General features: G+C 44.6%; 19 protein-coding genes. All 19 read right to left on the bottom strand.

Annotated elements, in window-relative coordinates; translation table 11 throughout:
* Nucleotides 1–108: 108 nt before the first annotated feature.
* Entirely contained in the window at nt 109–876 is a 768-nt protein-coding gene (locus V756_RS0114360) for a menaquinol-cytochrome c reductase cytochrome b/c subunit (protein ID WP_024715263.1), read from the bottom strand.
* A 33-nt stretch (nt 877–909) separates the two neighbouring features.
* Complete coding sequence (gene qcrB / locus V756_RS0114355) at nt 910–1,584, bottom strand: menaquinol-cytochrome c reductase cytochrome b subunit (protein WP_003225560.1); 675 nt, start codon at nt 1,582–1,584, stop codon at nt 910–912.
* Nucleotide 1,585: 1 nt separating this feature from the next.
* Nucleotides 1,586–2,089, bottom strand: a complete 504-nt coding sequence (locus V756_RS0114350) for a Rieske (2Fe-2S) protein (RefSeq protein ID WP_004398062.1) — start codon at nt 2,087–2,089, stop codon at nt 1,586–1,588.
* Nucleotides 2,090–2,231: 142 nt separating this feature from the next.
* Nucleotides 2,232–2,678: a YpiF family protein gene (locus tag V756_RS0114345; protein WP_024715262.1), complete on the bottom strand. Its 447-nt coding sequence runs from the start codon at nt 2,676–2,678 to the stop codon at nt 2,232–2,234.
* 53 nt (nt 2,679–2,731) lie between these two features.
* Nucleotides 2,732–3,271: a ReoY family proteolytic degradation factor gene (locus tag V756_RS0114340; protein ID WP_024715261.1), complete on the bottom strand. Its 540-nt coding sequence runs from the start codon at nt 3,269–3,271 to the stop codon at nt 2,732–2,734.
* Between the two features lie 71 nt (nt 3,272–3,342).
* Nucleotides 3,343–4,614 (bottom strand): tetratricopeptide repeat protein, encoded by a 1,272-nt coding sequence (locus V756_RS0114335; RefSeq protein ID WP_024715260.1) that lies wholly within the window; start codon nt 4,612–4,614, stop codon nt 3,343–3,345.
* Between the two features lie 329 nt (nt 4,615–4,943).
* Nucleotides 4,944–6,230, bottom strand: coding sequence for a 3-phosphoshikimate 1-carboxyvinyltransferase (gene aroA, locus V756_RS0114330; protein ID WP_024715259.1), 1,287 nt, complete (start codon nt 6,228–6,230; stop codon nt 4,944–4,946).
* An 11-nt stretch (nt 6,231–6,241) separates the two neighbouring features.
* The gene (locus tag V756_RS0114325; RefSeq protein WP_024715258.1) at nt 6,242–7,357 is read right to left on the bottom strand and encodes a prephenate dehydrogenase; all 1,116 of its coding nucleotides are present in this window, start codon (nt 7,355–7,357) and stop codon (nt 6,242–6,244) included.
* Between the two features lie 48 nt (nt 7,358–7,405).
* Nucleotides 7,406–8,488: a histidinol-phosphate transaminase gene (gene hisC, locus V756_RS0114320; RefSeq protein ID WP_024715257.1), complete on the bottom strand. Its 1,083-nt coding sequence runs from the start codon at nt 8,486–8,488 to the stop codon at nt 7,406–7,408.
* A gap of 10 nt (nt 8,489–8,498) precedes the next feature.
* Nucleotides 8,499–9,302 (bottom strand): tryptophan synthase subunit alpha, encoded by an 804-nt coding sequence (gene trpA, locus V756_RS0114315; protein ID WP_024715256.1) that lies wholly within the window; start codon nt 9,300–9,302, stop codon nt 8,499–8,501.
* A complete protein-coding gene (trpB, locus tag V756_RS0114310) occupies nt 9,295–10,497 on the bottom strand; it encodes a tryptophan synthase subunit beta (protein ID WP_024715255.1) in 1,203 nt (400 codons plus the stop codon). Before trpB ends, trpA begins: the two co-directional genes overlap by 8 nt.
* The gene (locus tag V756_RS0114305; RefSeq protein ID WP_024715254.1) at nt 10,478–11,125 is read right to left on the bottom strand and encodes a phosphoribosylanthranilate isomerase; all 648 of its coding nucleotides are present in this window, start codon (nt 11,123–11,125) and stop codon (nt 10,478–10,480) included. The genes trpB and V756_RS0114305 overlap by 20 nt, the downstream gene beginning before the upstream one ends.
* Nucleotides 11,126–11,129: 4 nt before the next feature.
* A complete protein-coding gene (trpC, locus tag V756_RS0114300) occupies nt 11,130–11,882 on the bottom strand; it encodes an indole-3-glycerol phosphate synthase TrpC (RefSeq protein WP_024715253.1) in 753 nt (250 codons plus the stop codon).
* Nucleotides 11,875–12,891, bottom strand: a complete 1,017-nt coding sequence (trpD, locus tag V756_RS0114295) for an anthranilate phosphoribosyltransferase (RefSeq protein ID WP_024715252.1) — start codon at nt 12,889–12,891, stop codon at nt 11,875–11,877. Before trpD ends, trpC begins: the two co-directional genes overlap by 8 nt.
* Entirely contained in the window at nt 12,863–14,410 is a 1,548-nt protein-coding gene (gene trpE / locus V756_RS0114290; RefSeq protein ID WP_024715251.1) for an anthranilate synthase component I, read from the bottom strand. Before trpE ends, trpD begins: the two co-directional genes overlap by 29 nt.
* A gap of 215 nt (nt 14,411–14,625) precedes the next feature.
* Nucleotides 14,626–15,009 carry a chorismate mutase gene (aroH, locus tag V756_RS0114285; RefSeq protein WP_024715250.1) on the bottom strand — a complete coding sequence of 128 codons (384 nt, stop codon included), beginning with the start codon at nt 15,007–15,009 and terminating at the stop codon, nt 14,626–14,628.
* Complete coding sequence (gene aroB, locus V756_RS0114280; protein ID WP_024715249.1) at nt 15,006–16,094, bottom strand: 3-dehydroquinate synthase; 1,089 nt, start codon at nt 16,092–16,094, stop codon at nt 15,006–15,008. The genes aroH and aroB overlap by 4 nt, the downstream gene beginning before the upstream one ends.
* Nucleotides 16,094–17,266 carry a chorismate synthase gene (gene aroC, locus V756_RS0114275; RefSeq protein ID WP_024715248.1) on the bottom strand — a complete coding sequence of 391 codons (1,173 nt, stop codon included), beginning with the start codon at nt 17,264–17,266 and terminating at the stop codon, nt 16,094–16,096. Before aroC ends, aroB begins: the two co-directional genes overlap by 1 nt.
* Before the next feature lie 74 nt (nt 17,267–17,340).
* Nucleotides 17,341–18,111: a protein-glutamate O-methyltransferase CheR gene (gene cheR, locus V756_RS0114270; protein ID WP_024715247.1), complete on the bottom strand. Its 771-nt coding sequence runs from the start codon at nt 18,109–18,111 to the stop codon at nt 17,341–17,343.
* Nucleotides 18,112–18,249 lie beyond the last annotated feature (138 nt).

Genomic DNA, 18,249 nt, shown 5'->3' with positions numbered 1-18,249 from the left:
TCAAATCAACTCTCAGTCTGTAAAAGAATGTGTCCATATAAAAAAGCTGACGCCGGGTCAGCTTTTGATAATAAAAGTATATCCTTCCATTTCACAATTCACAATACGCTATTTTGCGGTTGTTTCAGAAATGAATTTCGCCAGTTCTTCAAGCTGCTTATCATTCCCTTTAAACACACCCGCCGGCATTTTGCCTTTCCCTTCAACAGCGATTTTTTTGATTTCATCGGGTTTCAGGCCGCTGTCAACCAATGAAGGCCCGGCTGCTCCTCCTTGGAGGTTATCCCCATGGCAAGAAATACAGCCCTGCTCCTTAAAAACCTTATAGCCTTCTGCGCTGGTGTCAATGTCGGCTTCTTTTGTGATTTTCCCTTGCTCCTCTGCTTTAGCCCAGTCGTGAGTAGCAACTGACTGCCACGTTAAAAATACAGCAGCAGAAAGGGCCAGAAGCATCATTCCAACAGCAACAGGGCGTTTCCAAGGCCTTCTTTCTGTTCCTCTGTCAAGGAATGGTGCCAAAAGCAGCGCGCCAAAAGCGAGTCCCGGCATAATCATGGCGCCGACCACTGTAAAGCTTCCAGCGGCATATTCATACTTCAACAGCTGGTATAAGAAAAGAAAATACCAATCCGGCAGCGGAATATAACCAGTATCCGTCGGGTCCGCCATCCGCTCCAAAGGCGGCTGATGCACAATCGTCAAAACAAGAAAACCGATTAGAAAGACAGCGCCGACCATCCATTCCTTCAATAAGAAATTTGGCCAGAAAGCTTCTGTTTTACCCGGATACTCCGAATAATCCTTCGGTATATTCGGCTTTTTTTCAGCCGGTATCCTTGAATCGCCTACAAATTTCATCCCTTTGCCCCGGTGCATGTCATCCCCTCCTTTTTTTCGCAGATCAAGAGTTTAAAGCGGTCCTGAAATCCCCTGCTTCCGGATCATGATAAAATGTGCAGCCATCAGCCCGAACAATGCAGCCGGAAGAAAGAATACATGGATCGCAAAAAACCTGGTCAGCGTTTGGGCGCCTACTATATCCGGATGCCCCGCAAGGAGTGTTTTGACTTGCGTCCCGATCAAAGGCGTGGCTTCAGCGATCTGCAGCCCGACTTTTGTTGCAAACAGAGCCTTCATGTCCCAAGGAAGCAGATAGCCTGTAAAGCCAAGCCCGAGCATGACAAAAAAGATCAAGACACCCACAATCCAGTTCAGCTCACGCGGCTTTTTATACGCTCCTTGGAAAAAGACCCTCAGCGTATGTAAAAACATCATCACAATGACCAGGCTCGCACCCCAGTGGTGCATTCCTCTCACAATCTGGCCAAACGCCACTTCATTTTGCAAATAATATACTGATTCCCAAGCATTTTTGATATCAGGCACATAATACATCGTTAAAAACATTCCAGATAACACTTGGATAACGGTTACAAAAAACGTCAGTCCCCCAAAGCAATACACAAATGCAGAGAAATGATGGGCGGGATTTACATGTTCCGGTACTTCGTGATCGGCAATATCCCTCCACATCGGTGTAATATCAAGCCGCTCATCTACCCAGTCATAAATTTTGTTCAGCATGTCACCCTTCCCCCTTAGGCTTTGCTTTTCCGAGATACAAGAAGCCGTCTTTTACTTCTTGCTCATAATGATCAAGAGGCGAAAGCGGCGGCGTGCCCGGGACATTGGTGCCGTCTTTTTCATAGAGTCCGTAATGGCATGGACAAAAGAATTTATTCGGATTTTTAGGATCGCTGTTCCAGTTCACCGTACACCCTAAATGCTTACAAATTGGAGAAAGCGCTACAATTTCATCCCCGTTTTTGAAGACCCAGGCTGATCTTGACTCTTCTGACTCATACCAGGCATCGACTTGATTTATTTTGAAATCAAAGCGCTGCGGCTCTTTTGTCAGCTCATCTACGCTGACAACCTGAACCATGTCCTGTTTCCCTGTCGATTTTAATACCGGGTCGAGTGCAAAGCGAACCATAGGCATGAGCATACTAGCCGCCATAAACCCCCCTACGCCTGTGAGCGTATAATTCAAAAATTGACGTCTGGATATATCATGTTTACCGCCCATCTCTTCTCCCCCCTCTAGGTCACCCCTGCAAACTGACTAAAATAGAAAATATTGCAATACCTTTAGACACCCTCATAATATATGAATCTCTCAGCAAGGTCAATATAGCCAAAATATTGTTCATAAGGAAATGTAAGTGTTTTTATGAAACGTTCCACAACTGTAACAAAACGTTCAAAATTTCCGCAGTGCGTTCATCCAATATTTTTCTTTTCAAGGAGTCATTTAAATGCTCCAACGGAATAGACGGCGCAACAATGATTTTGCCCAATGCCTCCTCTCCATTCCAACTTTCGTCAGATGTGAGCAGCACCACATGCGAAAATTCTGATAGAAGTTCTTCCCGCAAATCCTTTAGTCCTTGAACGGTTTTTTCATTTCTATCAACATATGTATAAGGGGGCAGTAAATATACCCGTCCCTTTAACTGCCTTTCCAGTTCTTCTGACAGAAGCTGTGTGAATTCGCCTTTCTCCGCAGCCATTTGGAAATGGACACCTACTTTTACACCAATTAATGGAATGACAGCGGTATCAATGTAATCTTTAGCTTGTAAATAGTCCTTGGCATCAGTGATTCTCCACTTCATCGTTCTCCCCCTTATGACAACAAGCCTTGCAATACGCTGCAAGGCTGGTCAAATTATGTGAGCTGATTCAATTGGCGTGATAATTGTTCAAATGCTTCTTTATCATGACGATCTAACGCGTCGTCAATGTCTTTTAATAATTTTTCTCTTTGGAATGTGGAGATAGCGTGCTCCAAAATTTGTTCAGCCAACCCCTGATCTTTTTTGTTCTCAAAGAGATTCTTCGGAATATGAGGGTTGGATTCCAGCACTGCCGCATATTCAGGTGAACTGTAAGCTGAACGGAAATTAAGCTGGATAAACAAATCCTGCTGTTTATTTAATCTAATATCATGAAAAGATTTTTCCGCGTCGGTTGTCATGATATTCTCTTTATAGAACCGAAACGGAACTTCTTCAACACAGTGTGTTGACATGATAATGCCTCTCGGGCAAAACTCAGCTTGTTCCACAAAATGAACCTTCTCCATGAGAGAATCATGGCTCATTAAGTAGTTCAAGATCCAAACGCACTCTCGGCGCTTTAACTGATAATGGTTTAAAAACCAGCGGATAAAATCCTTTTTCTCATTGACAGAAACAGGGGTCTGCATGTAATTCCCTCCTCTATCGTTCGTATAATCTATATACTTATATGTTCCACATGAATGGTGAATATTCCTGCTTATCTAGAAAATTCATCCTCGATTCGCAAAATCGTTTCTTCCAGCTCTTCATTGGCGCCGTCCATTTCCACAACCTTTTTCAAAAGCGGCAGCGCTTCTTTTTGGAGGCCTTCTTCTAATAGGAAGCTTGAGTATTCATATAAGAAATCTCTATCCTCCCGGTAATGAAGATAGGCAGCTTCAAAGGATTGTTTCGCTTCCTCGTATTGCTCTAATTCAGCATACGCGCTCGCAAGATACCAATTGTATTTCGGATCCTCTTCTCCGTAGCCGCGCACCTCTTGAATAAGATCAATAATCTGTTCATAATCCTCTTCTTTATGGTACACGGCAAGAAGTGTATGAAGCGCCTCGACGAAGCCCGGATCAAGCGCAAGCGCCTCTTGAAGCAGCTTTTTCCCCTCTTCTGACTTCCCGATTTTCAAGGCCATTTTTGCGGCATAGAGGAAAAGCTCTTTGTTATATTCATCATATCTGATACCCTCTTTTGCCGTTTTTAATGCCTCTTCATACATTCCTTCAGCTTCATAGCTTTTCGAGAGCGGCATGTAAAGTGAGGAATAAGATGGATCAAGCTCTTTTAAATCAGACAGCTGCTTAATAGCTGTTTTCATAAGCCCTGCCTGTAAAGCTGTAAATCCATAGCCAAAAATTGTATTAGGCTCAGGATTCTCTTCAACAGCTTTCTCGTACCACGAAATGGCATCCTCAAATTCACCTGAGGCACTTAACGATTCGGCCAGTCTCTGATAGACATTAACGCCTCCAATCTCACTCTGCTCCTCAGCCGTTGTTTTGAAATATTGAACCGCTTTTGCATAGGCTCCCTGTGTAAAGTAAAGTTCTCCCAATGCAAAATCAATAACTGGTTCATTGTTCAGAATGGACTTTGCTTGCAAAAGCTTTTGTTCACTGACTTCAAATAATCCTTGCATCTGATAAAGATCCGCCATAAGCAGCAAACTTTCCGGATACGATGGATCTGTTTCCGGGATGGTTTCCAGCACAGCTAGGGCCTTTTCTTCTTCGTCAATATCTATTAAAAGTTCAGCGTAAAAATTCGTCAGTTCTGTTTCATCTGGATATAAATCATGTAAATCACTGATGAGTGAAATCGCTTTTTCTACATTACCCCACTCGTAATAAAGCTGGGCTGCAATGGCTTTATCTTCATCATGGAGCTGATGTTCAGCCTTCGAGAGCGTGTTGAGACCTTTTTCTGTTTCGCCTGCTTCAACTAATTTTATGGCTTCTTGAATCAATGTATTCAAATCGGACCGGTCCTTTCTTTTCCTATACAACACAACCATACAAAAGCTTTATTTGTTCGGTTTAATCCTATCATAATTCAGACGAATGCCCCCGGCAAATAAGATGCTTACTGTACGGCGGGGAATTATTGAGTGATATAAGTTTACCAAAAGAAAACGAAAAAAAGAAGATCGCCCTCTGTACAGTAAAGCAGCTTTGATCTGCCATCTTGTAAGTAAAGCGCATCCCCCCTTTTCGTTTTTCTTTTTCCTCTATAAGACAAGCTATGTTTTTTGACCACGGCTTATGACTCTCACAATCACTCCGCAAAAAAACCTGAAGCAAAACTTCAGGATTTTTTTGAAAGCTTATTTAAATGCTCAAAGAAAGTTGGATAAGAAACGTGAATGGCATCTGCCTGTTCAATTTCAATTGGCTCCACTGTTATACTGGAAGCAATGCCAAGCATCATGCCGATCCGATGATCTCCATGGCTGGACACTGTTCCGCCGCCTTTCAATGTCTGTTTGCCGTATATCTTCATTCCATCTTCTGTCGGTTCAATCTCAGCACCCAGCTTACGAAGCTCGGAAACCACGGTATCAATGCGGTTTGTTTCTTTGACTTTAAGCTCTGCTGCATCCTTGATCACAGTGGTTCCTTCCGCTTGAGTCGCAAGAAGCGCGATGATAGGGATTTCATCAATTAAACGCGGAATGATGTCTCCTCCGATTTCCACAGCTTTTAGAGATGACGTTTCTATGACCAAATCTCCGTAAGGCTCTGCATTGCTGTCAGCAGACGATTTGATTTCAAGTTTCGCCCCCATGTTTTGAAGGACGTCAATGATACCTGTCCGAGTCGGATTTAATCCTACGTTTTTCAATACAATGCTGCTGTTTGGCACCATTGCACCCGCAGCAAGGAAAAACGCTGCTGAAGAAATGTCTCCCGGAACAAAAATATCTGCAGCTGTCAGGTCCTGGCCGCCTGTAATGGACACGCTCGTTTGATCTTCAGAAAGTTCAACACCAAAAGCAGAAAGCATCCGTTCAGTATGGTCCCGAGATTTATGAGGCTCTGTGACAGTTGTTGTGCCCTCAGCCTGTAAACCGGCCAGCAAAACAGCAGATTTAATTTGTGCGCTCGCGACAGGTGATACATAATCAATCCCTTTAAGAGAAGATCCGCTTACGGACAGCGGCGTAAATTCTCCCCCCGCTCTGCCGTCGATTTTAGCACCCATTTGCTTCAAAGGCTCAGTCACACGTTTCATTGGACGCTTGGCAATGCTCTCATCTCCGGCTACCGCACTGTAAAAAGGACGTCCCGCCAAAATGCCGAGCATCAGGCGAATCGTTGTACCTGAATTCCCGACATCTAAAAGGCTTGCTGGCTCGCTCAGGGAATCGATTCCTTTTCCGTAAATCACCACATCGCTTCCGTTTTGCTCAATTTGAACACCCATTTTTCTAAAGCAATCGATTGTGCTCAAACAATCCGCTCCCGGCAGAAAGTTTTTCACAGTTGTTGTACCTTTCGCCAGCGCGCCAAACATGACGGAGCGGTGTGAAATCGATTTATCACCGGGAATGTGTATTTCTCCGTTTAAGGCACGCACCTTTTCTCTTTTCATTATTTTCCACCTCAATCAGCATAAAAAGTTTCATATTCCGCGCGAGCTTCAATGCATTGTTCAGCCCGTTTGCGGTCGTCATCAGACTGAAAACTGATCCGTAAAATTCCGTTAATATCTTCTCGTGTTTCAATAATGCGGATATTCGTGATACTGATGCGCTCCGCAGCTAATATAGCCGTTATCTCGGAAATCACACCCGGATGATCGGGAACATCCACGTATAAATCGTAAAATGCAGGTATTGCGCCTTTCTGCCGCAGCGGCAGCCCATCGCGATAATCCTTGGCCGTTTTAAAATAACGAAACAGGTTTTCCGCATCTTCTTGTTCTACATATGTCCGGATCCTCTCAATTTCGCGAATCCACTCATCAAAACGGTCCAAGATTTTATCTTTATTATGTAATAAAATATCCCGCCACATTGCCGGACTGCTTGATGCAATCCTTGTAATATCCCTGAACCCCCCGGCAGCAAAACGCTTAACAAGCGGATAAAGCTCTTCCGACTGATGGGTTTGGTGAACAAGGCTCGCTGCGACAATATGCGGAAAATGACTGATTACGCTTGTCACGCCGTCATGCTCTTCAGGTGTCATTTCCACAAAGTGGGCATTCGTTCCCTTCAGCAAGTGTTTTAACTGTTCAACCGCTTGTCTGTCCGTTTTCTGACCTGGCGTTAATATATAAAATGCATTTTCAAACAGGAAATCCTTAGCAGCGGCAACTCCTGACTTGTGTGAACCCGCCATCGGATGCCCTCCGACAAATTGATAGCGGCTAGGCAGCACTTGATCAGCGTAATGAACCACTTTTTGCTTTGTGCTGCCTACATCGGTAATCAAAAGCTGTTGTTCAATTCCTGAGTGGGCCAGTTCATCAAGCATACGCAGCGTTTGCGCGACAGGCGTCGCAATGATCACCGTAGCTGCCTCTTTCGCACCGCTGATAAACGAATCAGCACGCTCGTCTATCACACCTAATTTTAATGCGGCTATTGCTTGTTCATCAGAGATGTCGATTCCGATAATCCGTTTGCCGGGATGCTTTTTTTTGATCGCTAACGCAATCGAACCGCCTATCAATCCGAGACCAGCGAGCAATATTGTATCTTTCATTCGATTCATACGTCATCACCTGGTTTATAGACTAAAGAGGTGATATTTGATCACCTCTTATAAAATTTCAGCTAAAATAGCAAGAATTTCTTCATTTTGCTCTTTTGTTCCGATCGTAATCCGGAGTGATGTCGGGAAGCCTAATGCATTTCCTGACCGGACGATATAGCCTTTTTCCAGCAGAGCCTGAAACAGTTCATCGGCCGGACGGTTAAAGTCGATTAACACAAAGTTTGTCTGTGAAGGGTAGCACTTTAAACCATGAGTCTTCGCAAAATCATAATATTGCTGAAGGCCTGCTTTATTTTGCTCGACACAGGAAGCAATAAATGCTTGATCATCAAGCGCCGCAATCGCCGCAGCCTGACCCAGACGGCTCGTGTTAAACGGCTCTCTTGCCGGCTCAATCTGGCGAATCAGGCCCTCCTCAGCAATTCCGTATCCGACTCTGAGTGCAGCCAGACCGTAAGCCTTTGAAAATGTCCGCAATATCATCAGATTGGAATACTTGTTTAAGAGCGGCACGGTTTCCGGATAATCCTCTGCTGTTACATATTCATAATATGCTTCGTCAAGAACAACGAGGACACGAGAAGGAACGCGCTCCAGAAAAGCGAGTAATTCCCCTTCTGATGTATATGTGCCAGTCGGGTTATTCGGGCTGCATATCCAAACGATTTGTGTCTGTTCGTCAATCGCTTCAAGCATGGCGTCTAAATCATGTGAGGCGTCAGGACGAAGTGCAATTTCACGAACTTCGGCGCCTTCAATGACCGCATTATGTTTATATTGCGGAAAAGTCGGAGCAGCAGTTATCGTGTTGGTTTTATCGTTTAAAAATGCCCGGCAGATGATCTGGATGATTTCATCTGAACCGTTTCCGAAAATAAGTGATGTTTCACTGACATTGAGGTGTTCACTGAGCCTAGTCCGCAAAGCTGCGCTGTACCCGTCTGGATAAAGGGCAAGCTGCTGAACCTCATGATGAAGCGCCTCTTTTGCAGCTTCCGAACAGCCGTAAGGATTTTCGTTTGAAGCAAGCTTCACAACTTTATTCAAGCCATATTCTGCTTTCACTGCTTCAATCGGCTTTCCTGGCTGATAAGGCTTCAGCTGTTTTAAATGTTCTTTGATACGCAAATCAGTCACCTCATTTTAAACTGTACAAGCCGCCAAACGCCGTTGCGTAATCTTCAAACTCCTGCAACGCTTGATCTCTCGTTTCAGCGCTGATGAGCCGGTCCTTTAATTCTTCTATTTTTCTGACGAGCGCACTTCCCACTACGACACCGTCACAAATGTCATTCATCTTCATAACCTGTTCGCGGTTTGATATCCCAAACCCTACAGCAACCGGAACAGCGCTGAGATCCTTCACTGCCCGGATGAATGGGTACACGGATGAATTGAATTCATTGCGGACACCGGTTACACCTAGAGAAGATACACAGTAGACGAAGCCCTCGGCTTGTTCAATAATGGTTTTCAAACGGCTTTCGCTTGTCGGCGCAACCAAAGAAATATACGTCACTTCATGGCTTTTGCATGCAGCTTGAAGACTGGCGCTTTCTTCTAATGGCAGATCCGGAACAAGCAGACCGTCAATATGATTTTCCCGCAGTAAAGCGAAAAAGTATTCTTTGTTCAATTGTAACACAGGATTATAATACGTAAAGAGGATAATCGGAATATTCACGCCGTTTTTTTTCATTTCTCCGCCTAATTTGATGGCCTTGACGATATTCATTCCATGATCAAGCGCCCGCTTCGAAGCCCGCTGGATCACCGGACCATCTGCAAGCGGATCTGAGTATGCAACGCCAAGCTCCAGTGCCGTGGCGCCCGCTTTTTGAAGAGATATCGCCAGTTTAACCGAAACCTCAGGCGATGGATCGCCCGCCGTAATAAACGGGATAAACAATTTTTCTGACGCTTGAAGGTCTAATTTAAACATGGGCTTTCCCCTCCTCTTCCAACACATTCATTAATGTGTTGACATCCTTATCTCCCCGTCCTGATAAACAGACGAGAATGGTTTGATCGCGGTCCATCTCTTTGGCGAGTTTAAATGCTTTCGCTAATGCATGAGCAGATTCGATCGCCGGCAAAATCCCCTCTTTTTCTGACAACAGTTTTAAGGCATCCACCGCTTCTTCATCTGTGATACTGTCATAAGTCACACGGCCGCTCTTATGCAAGTAAGCGTGCTCAGGACCGATCCCAGGATAGTCGAGACCTGCTGAAATAGAGTAAGGCTCAATAATTTGCCCGAACTCATCCTGAATGAGATAAGTCAATGAACCGTGAATAACGCCTACCGCTCCTTTCGAAATAGTAGCGGCATGAAGAGGAGTATCAATTCCTTTTCCTGCTGCTTCAGCGCCGATCAGTTCAACCTCTTCATCTAGAAATGCCTGAAACATACCCATTGCATTGCTTCCTCCGCCTACGCATGCCACTACTTTATCAGGCAGAGTGCCTTCAATGCGGCTCAATTGATCCTTCGCTTCCTCTCCGATCATTCTTTGAAATTCACGGACGACCTGCGGATAAGGATGCGGTCCGACAACAGATCCAATCATGTAAAAATGATCCTCACAATGCTGAACCCAGTACCTTATCGCCTCATTTGTGGCATCCTTCAATGTACCGTTTCCGCTTGTTACAGGCACAACCTCCGCTCCAAGAAGCTTCATTCGGAAAACGTTCAGAGATTGACGGGCAACATCCTCCTCGCCCATAAACACAGTGCAGGCAAAGCCAAATTTGGCTGCGACTGTTGCAGCGGCAACGCCATGCTGACCGGCACCGGTTTCAGCAATGATTTTCGTTTTGCCCATTTTCTTGGCAAGCAGTGCTTGACCTAGCGCATTATTGATTTTATGAGAACCTGTATGATTTAAATCTTCTCGTTTCAAATAAATTTTCGCGCCACCTAAATATTCAGTAACTCGATCAGCGAATGTTAATGCAGTCGGCCTCCCGGAATAGTCATGTAACAGCTTGTAATATTCGTCACGAAATGCGGGATCATCCTTGATCTCTTTAAATGCGGTTTCAATCTCTTCTAACGGCTGCATCAGTGTTTCGGGAACAAACTTTCCGCCAAAATCGCCGTACCTGCCTATTTCATTCGGATATGGATACATATCGCTTCATCCTCTCTTCTAAAAGCCTCATCAGATTTTGATTTTTTTGTCCGTTTTTTTCGATCCCGCTGGCAAGGTCAATTCCCAATGGGTGATATTTCAATAGGCCTGTGATGGTGTCCGGATTCACACCGCCTGCTATAAAGCAGCGTTTGCCAATAGCCGCCTGCTGGTAGTCCGGCACACAGTCCCAAGAAAAAGCAACACCAGTGCCCCCTCTTGCCCCTTTTACTGACGAATCAATCACAAAGCCATCCACATGGTCTTTAAAGCGGACTATGTCTTGAGTTGTGTTCTCATGATGATGAAGCGCCTTCCATATTTCACAATCTGTCAATACGCGAAGCGCATCGGCATCCGCCGGTTCCTCATCACCGTGAAGCTGAATAACATCAAGATTCAAATCTTCTGCAATACGCGCCGCCGTCTCTATCGATTCATTAACAAAAACGCCTGCAACCTGTTTTTTGACACGAACTTGACTCAGCCACTTTTTCACATTTTGCGGAGATACTTTTCGTTTGCTTTCTGCAAAAATAAAGCCCAGATAATCAGCATGTGAGTTCGCTGCAAGCTGCAAATCCTGCAGTGACCGGATACCGCAATATTTTATTGCCGGCTTCTTCACACCCTCACTCTCCAAACAAAGCATGGATGGCTTTTTGCTGTGATGTTTGCCTCATCAATGATTCACCAACAAGCACAGCTCTCGCCCCATGTTCTTTGACAAATATTAAGTGTTCTAAAGAACCGATTCCGCTTTCGCTGACAAGAAGTGATTCTTTCGGGACAAGGGATGAGATTCGTTCTGTCTGTTTTATAGATGTTTCGAATGTTTTTAGGTTTCGGTTGTTTATGCCGAGAATACCAGGCGTGAACACCTTCAGTATTCGTTCCAGCGTTGTTGCATCATGAACCTCTACTAACACGTCCATCCCCTTTTCACCAGCTTCAAGATATAATTCATGAAGGTGCAAGGAATCAAGCACTTCGCCGATTAACAATATGGCATCCGCTCCGATTCTTCTTGATTCCTCCACTTGAAGAGAATCAATAATAAAATCTTTTCTGAGTACAGGAATCGAAACAGCACGCTTTACGTCTGATAAATAACGGTTTTCCCCTTGAAAAAACGGGTTGTCTGTTAAAACGGAAAGCGCATCTGCCTTTGCAGCTTCATAATCTTTTGCAATCCGCTCAGGGACAAAATCCTCTTTAATGAGCCCTTTTGACGGCGATGCTTTCTTCACTTCGGCAATCAACCCAATCAGCCGATTCGGGCTTGACAGTGCCTCTTTAAATGAACGTTTTTCGAAAGGCTGCTCTTCCGGCAGGACTAATGTTCTTACTTCTTCTTTCTTTTGTCTGATAATGTTTTCAAGCATAGATCTCTTCCTCTTTCTGCTTTAGTCGTTCAAGCTGCGCAGCAGCGCCTCCGTTTGTAATCGTCTCTAACGCCAGCTCTGTTCCTTCCTTCAGTGAGGAGGTGATCCCCGCTGCGTATATCGCAGCTCCTGCATTAAAAGCTGTAATTGATAAAGCGGAGCGGCTGCTTCTATTTTCAAAAATATTCTGAATGAGACAGGCACTCTCTTTCGGTGACTGCACCTGCAAATCTTCAAGTCTGCCATTTGTAAAACCGAAATCTTCGGGTGAAACGGTATATTCCCGGCGCTCCCCGTCCTTTAATTCAATCACGTCGGTCGGTGCCGTAATTGAAAGCTCATCTAAACCGTCACGGCTTGACACGAACATGACGTGCTTCGGCTGAAATATCTCCAGTGCGCTTGCCATCAGTCCAGCTTTTGCAGCGGAATAGACCCCGATCACCTGCCTCTGCGCCTGTAAGGGGTTGCTAAGCGGTCCAAGCAGATTAAATACCGTTCTGAAACCTAGCTCTTTTCTAGTACTCGCTACATGCTTCATAGACGCGTGATAAAGCGGCGCAAAAAGAAATCCCATGTTGTTTGCTGCAATGCTTTTTTTGACCTTTTCGGGAGTGGTTTGAATCGGAACCTCTAACTCCTCTAACACATCAGCGCTTCCGCTTTTAGAAGAGACAGACCGATTGCCATGCTTAGCGATTTTCGCCCCTGCTGCTGAGGCAACAATTGCCGATGCCGTTGAGATATTAAAAGTGGAAATACCGTCTCCTCCGGTTCCGCATGTGTCAACAATATCAGAAAGTCCATCGACTGTAAGGGCGCGCGCCCGCATCGCCTTCACAAAGCCCGCAAGCTCTTCTGGCGTCTCTCCCCGATGAGCAAGAACAGACAATATACCGCCCATTTCAGAAGGCGTCATTTCCGCTGTCATCATCATATTCATCAGCGCTTCAGCCTCACCGGCAGTAAGTGTTTTTCCGTCAACGCACAATTGTAGATATTTGTTCATCAGCTTGAACCTCCCTGCTATGAAACATGTCTTCGGCAATATGAATCGTTTTCAGCAGCGCACCCGCTTTATTGCAGCTTTCTTCATATTCGGCTTCCGGAACTGAATCCGCAACAATCCCAGCTCCCGCCTGTATCGATGCGACACCATTCTTTACGCTCATCGTGCGAATCGTGATACAAGAGTCGATATTTCCGTCAAATCCGATGTAGGCGATGCAGCCTCCGTATGTCTCTCTCGGTGTCGGCTCGAGCTCTTGCAAAAGCTGCATGGCACGGATTTTCGGAGCGCCTGTTAAAGTTCCCGCCGGGAAAGCGGACATCAATGCATCGACAGGATGAACCCCCTCTTTCAATCGGCCTGTAACCACCGAGATCATGTGCATGACATGTGAAAAGGAGACAATTTTTGTGAACTCCGGCACAGAAACAGAACCATACTCCGCTACTCTGCCGATATCGTTCCGGGCAAGATCAACGAGCATGTAGTGCTCCGCTTTTTCTTTTTCATCCTTCATCAGCTCAACTTTGAGCTTTTCATCTTCCTCTTTGTCCGCGCCGCGTTTTCTCGTACCCGCAATCGGATGGATTTCCAGGTGTCTGTCCTGAACGCGGATTAACCGTTCCGGAGAGCTGCCGACTATTTCTCTGTCTTGGAGTTTCATATAATACATATACGGAGAAGGATTGACGATCCTAAGCACTCTGTATAACTCAAAGGCATTTACTGTTATCGGAACCTCAAATTTTTGTGACAGCACGCCTTGGAAGATATCTCCCGCTTTTATATATTCTTTGATTTTTCCTACATCAGCCATAAAAGCAGATTTTTCATAGTTGGAAGATACATTCTCAAAGCTGGGCGTTTTATATGAATCAGCAGAGAGAAACAGCTCTTTTATGTTTTTTTGATTCATCATTTTTTCTATGAGATCTTGAAGCTCTTGATGATTTTGATGAAACACATCGATTTTTTCTTTTTCTGTTTCCCGTCCATTGAGGCTTGCGTATTGGATAAAGTGGACGTTTTTGGTTTCATGATCATACGCGATTAATGTCCGGCAAACAAACAGCATACACTTTTCCATTTCTGTTTCTTTTGTATGCGAAGGAACAGAAGGTTCAATCAGCGGGATCATATCATAGCTTAAGTACCCGACAGCTCCGCCGACAAAAGGAATCCCCAGCTCTGGCGTTTTGATGTTGTACGTTGTATTCATCCAATTCAGTACTTCTTTTAGGTTATTTCCTGTGTAAAGAGATCTGCCGTCCTGATCAACGGCTGTAAAGCGGCTCTGTTCTTCCTTAATTGTCAGAAATGGATTCAGACCGATAAACGAATATCTTGACCAGTTGGAGGTATCATCCCTGCTTTCAAGAAGATACGTAATCTCCCTGTCGAGCTTCTCTATCATTTGAATGGGTGTCAGTGTATCGACTGTGAAGGTCTCCACAATCGGTATCGTGTGGCAGGACAAGCTGTCCTGTAAAAATGCAGAAATGTTTGATTGGAAATTCATTGCTCTCACTCCTTATGGCAAGGAGAATGAGAAGATGGCATGAGAGGATAAACGATAATATAACAAATAAACCCAAAAGAAAGGCTTCTTTTGGGTAGAATAAACATACATGTCTCAGCTCAACTACACTCATTCTCTGCTACCCTATTCTCTAACTCAACTCATTCAATCGCTTTATACACACTCTTGTGTATTTCTAAGCTATTCCTATCGTATTACAATTCAGTATTTTTTGTCAATGATAAATCGGGTCTTAATACGACGGCTTTTTCTAAATATACATGTCTGATCTGATCCTGAGGAACATCAGTCTGGACGGTCATCATCACTCTTATGCACTTTTTCAGACCGCCGGCTACATCCATTTCCTGCATACAGGTTACCGGCACATACTGCCACCCTGAAAGCTCACGAACAGCTTTTGCCGGGAAAACAGAATGCAAATCAGGTGTCGCTGAAAGAAGTATTTGAACAACATCTTCCGGTTTTGTTTTGTTTTCTTCTATGATTTTCTCTAACAGCTGTTTTGTTTTTTGTAAGATTTCTTCTTCAGTATCCTGTTCCACTGTAGTCGCTCCGCGAATTCCGCGAATCATCATGCTGTCTCCTCCAATCGCCATTTGTTCAGCCAGCTCTCAAGTTCTTTTCTGGAAAATGTGTGATCAGCAACTTTTCCTAATTCGTTGAGCACGATAAACTGAATCTTCCCGCCGCGGGTTTTCTTATCATTCATCATACGGTCCAATAAAACCGATGTTTCCGTCTCTTTTTTAATTGAACTCGGATAGCCCAGGCTTTTCAGCCAGCTGACCAAACGCTTTCTGTCCATTTTACAGCCCGCGGTCTTTTCGCTTATATATAAAGCAAACTGCATTCCGAGGGCTACAGCATCACCATGAGTGATCTGCCCGTATCCATATTCCGCCTCAACGGCATGGCCGAGCGTATGTCCAAAGTTTAAGTAAGCTCTGATTCCCTCTTCTTTTTCATCCTGCTGAACGACAGAGGCTTTAATTGAAATACCTTTAAATATCATGTTATTCAGCCGATCACTGGTGATATCGTGCAGCGAGCGGATATTCAGCAGCTCTTCCAGAAACGCTCTGTCATAGATAAAAGCGTGCTTAATCACTTCTGCCATACCGGACCGAAGCTCTTTTTCAGGCAGAGAACGCAGGAAGTCTGTATCATATAGCACTGCCTTCGGCTGATAAAACGCACCGATTAAATTTTTTCCGAGCGAATGATTCACAGCTACTTTTCCTCCGACTGCGCTGTCATGCGCCAAGAGAGTTGTCGGCATTTGGATGAAATCGATGCCGCGCATAAAAGTGGCCGCCACAAAACCGGCAAGATCTCCAACAACACCGCCACCAAAAGCGATGATGCATGAGGAGCGATCCATCTGAAAACGAATCGCTTCACTCTGCAGGTCTGTGTACATGTCCATGGATTTCGCCTGCTCTCCGCTCGGCACGGTCACTTTTTTCACGGGCCATTTTTCTTGCAGCAAATGAAGCATTTCATCACCATACAAGCGGTCTACCTCTTCATCCGTGACAAGCATGATCCGTGTTAAAGGCCTGTTTAAAGAGGTTAATAGTTCGCAAGCCTCTTTTCTGATGCCTTTTCCGATAAAAACAGGATACGACGAGGAAGCGGTTTGAACATGCAGTGTTTTCATTAAAATTCCCTCGACAGTTTTCTCATATTCTCCACATTTTCTCTAATGCGGTCGATTTGATCTAAGCCGAATTGTTCAACGACTGCGTTCGCAATTTCCCACGCTACAGCCGCTTCAGCTACAACACTTGCCGCAGGCACTGCACAGCTGTCTGAACGTTCAATGCTGGCAGAAAACGGTTCTTTCGTTTCAATATCCACACTTTTCAGCGGTTTATATAAAGTCGGAATCGGCTTCATGACTCCGCGGACGACTATCGGCATTCCTGTCGTCATGCCGCCTTCCAAGCCCCCAAGTCTGTTGGTAGCGCGTGTATACCCTTTTTCCTCATCCCAAATGATCTCGTCATGGACTTCGCTTCCATTTCGGCCCGCCGCTTCAAATCCAATGCCGAATTCCACACCTTTAAATGCATTAATTGACAGCACAGCAGCAGCAAGCTTACTGTCCAGCTTGCGGTCATAATGGACATAGCTGCCAACGCCTACCGGCATTCCTTCGACAATGACTTCTACAATTCCGCCGATGGAATCTCCGTTTGCCTTCGCTTCATCAATGGCATCCATCATTTTTTTGCCTGCCTCTTCATCGTAGCATCTGACTGGAGACTCTTCCGTTACACGCTGCAGATCTTCAATTGACGTATATTCTGTTTTTTCAGCTTTAACTGCACCAATTTGCAACACATGACCCGCCACCTTAATGCCGAGTTCGGAAAGAATCTTTTTAGCAACAGCGCCTGCCGCCACTCTGACAGTTGTTTCCCTTGCTGAAGAGCGCTCAAGTACATTTCTCATGTCACGATGATTATATTTAATCGCACCGTTTAAGTCAGCATGCCCAGGTCTCGGTCTGGAAATTTGGCGCTTCATTTCCTTTTCTTCATCCTCTGTAATCGGAGCCGCACCCATAATTTTTGTCCAATGTTTCCAGTCGTTATTTTCTACCACAAGAGCAATGGGTGAGCCGAGCGTACGGGCATGGCGCACCCCGCTCATAATTTTGGCCTGGTCTTTTTCGATCTGCATACGGCGGCCGCGCCCATGGCCTTTTTGGCGTCTGGCAAGCTCAAAATTGATATCTTCCTCCGTTATGTAAAGCCCGGCAGGCACTCCTTCAATAATGGCTGTCAGTTGCGGGCCGTGTGATTCTCCGGCTGTTAAATATCTCATGACTCCTTCTCCCTTCATCACATTAACGCTTTTAAGTAAAACTACTATAACATATTTTTCAGCAAAAAGTCAGTCTATCTTTTTTGATAAAAGAATGTATCGGCTGGCACAAGTCCAAACTTCTCAGGATTAAAAATTTGCTCGGTGCTGCCGACAAAAAGAACTCCATTCTTTTTCAAGCTATGTGCCATTTTAAAATAAAGCTCTTCCTTCGCGCTTTCAGTGAAATAGATAAATACATTGCGGCACACAATTAAGTCAAAATCTAGTTCATAACGATCCGCCAGCAGATTGTGTTTTTTGAATGTAATATTCTTTTTGATTTCCGGTCTTACCTCATAGCTTCTATTTACGTTTTGAGTAAAATAACGATCCTTCACTGAGGACGGGACTTCCTGTAAAGACCGCTCCTGATAGACGCCTTTTTGCGCTTTTTCCAATGCCTTTTCATCAATATCAGTCGCCATAATATGATAGCCTGACAGACCTTTTTGCTGATCCAAAAGCATGGCAAGCGTGTATGGCTCCTCACCCGTTGAGCAGGCGGCACTCCAAATCTTTAAAGGCTTAGAAGTCTTGATTAACGGCAGAATAGCAGTCTCAAGAACTTCCCATCTTTTATAATTACGATAAAATTCTGAAACATTGATTGTCATTCTGTCCAATGTTTCATTTAAAAGAGCCTGATCCTTTTCCAACGCCGCCGCAAAGTCCTTAAAGTTTTGAAATCCCTTTTTCTCATAAAGTGACGTTAGCCTTCTCTTCATTTGTGCTTCTTTATATAGTGTCAAATCGACTCCGGTTAATTGTTTCCATTTCGCTGTAAATACGCTGTATGTATCCATCTCTACTCTCCCAATCTCGCTGTCTTTTTGTCCTAGTATAGCTTGTTTTATCAGGAAATTGTATTATTTCAATAAAAAAATCAGCTTTTCAGCTGATTTTAGATGCTTGGGGACAACAGCGGTCTGATGCACACTGCG

Origin of the sequence: Bacillus tequilensis KCTC 13622 (assembly GCF_000507145.1) — a bacterium.
In the GTDB taxonomy this organism is placed as follows: Bacteria; Bacillota; Bacilli; order Bacillales; family Bacillaceae; genus Bacillus; species Bacillus tequilensis.
The sequence above is the reverse complement of the archived record's forward strand: the minus strand, read 5'-3'. Positions and strand labels throughout refer to the sequence as shown.

What these genes read in the sequence shown, in the direction of transcription:
- trpE (WP_024715251.1), bottom strand. Translation starts at nt 14,410, where the DNA reads ATGAATTTCCAATCAAACATTTCTGCATTTTTACAGGACAGCTTGTCC.
- V756_RS0114350 (WP_004398062.1), bottom strand. Translation starts at nt 2,089, where the DNA reads ATGGGCGGTAAACATGATATATCCAGACGTCAATTTTTGAATTATACG.
- V756_RS0114360 (WP_024715263.1), bottom strand. Translation starts at nt 876, where the DNA reads ATGCACCGGGGCAAAGGGATGAAATTTGTAGGCGATTCAAGGATACCG.
- V756_RS0114345 (WP_024715262.1), bottom strand. Translation starts at nt 2,678, where the DNA reads ATGAAGTGGAGAATCACTGATGCCAAGGACTATTTACAAGCTAAAGAT.
- V756_RS0114340 (WP_024715261.1), bottom strand. Translation starts at nt 3,271, where the DNA reads ATGCAGACCCCTGTTTCTGTCAATGAGAAAAAGGATTTTATCCGCTGG.
- qcrB (WP_003225560.1), bottom strand. Translation starts at nt 1,584, where the DNA reads ATGCTGAACAAAATTTATGACTGGGTAGATGAGCGGCTTGATATTACA.
- trpA (WP_024715256.1), bottom strand. Translation starts at nt 9,302, where the DNA reads ATGTTTAAATTAGACCTTCAAGCGTCAGAAAAATTGTTTATCCCGTTT.
- trpC (WP_024715253.1), bottom strand. Translation starts at nt 11,882, where the DNA reads ATGCTTGAAAACATTATCAGACAAAAGAAAGAAGAAGTAAGAACATTA.
- cheR (WP_024715247.1), bottom strand. Translation starts at nt 18,111, where the DNA reads ATGGATACATACAGCGTATTTACAGCGAAATGGAAACAATTAACCGGA.
- aroA (WP_024715259.1), bottom strand. Translation starts at nt 6,230, where the DNA reads ATGAAAAGAGAAAAGGTGCGTGCCTTAAACGGAGAAATACACATTCCC.
- trpB (WP_024715255.1), bottom strand. Translation starts at nt 10,497, where the DNA reads ATGTATCCATATCCGAATGAAATAGGCAGGTACGGCGATTTTGGCGGA.
- V756_RS0114325 (WP_024715258.1), bottom strand. Translation starts at nt 7,357, where the DNA reads ATGAATCGAATGAAAGATACAATATTGCTCGCTGGTCTCGGATTGATA.
- aroB (WP_024715249.1), bottom strand. Translation starts at nt 16,094, where the DNA reads ATGAAAACACTGCATGTTCAAACCGCTTCCTCGTCGTATCCTGTTTTT.
- trpD (WP_024715252.1), bottom strand. Translation starts at nt 12,891, where the DNA reads ATGAACAAATATCTACAATTGTGCGTTGACGGAAAAACACTTACTGCC.
- aroC (WP_024715248.1), bottom strand. Translation starts at nt 17,266, where the DNA reads ATGAGATATTTAACAGCCGGAGAATCACACGGCCCGCAACTGACAGCC.
- aroH (WP_024715250.1), bottom strand. Translation starts at nt 15,009, where the DNA reads ATGATGATTCGCGGAATTCGCGGAGCGACTACAGTGGAACAGGATACT.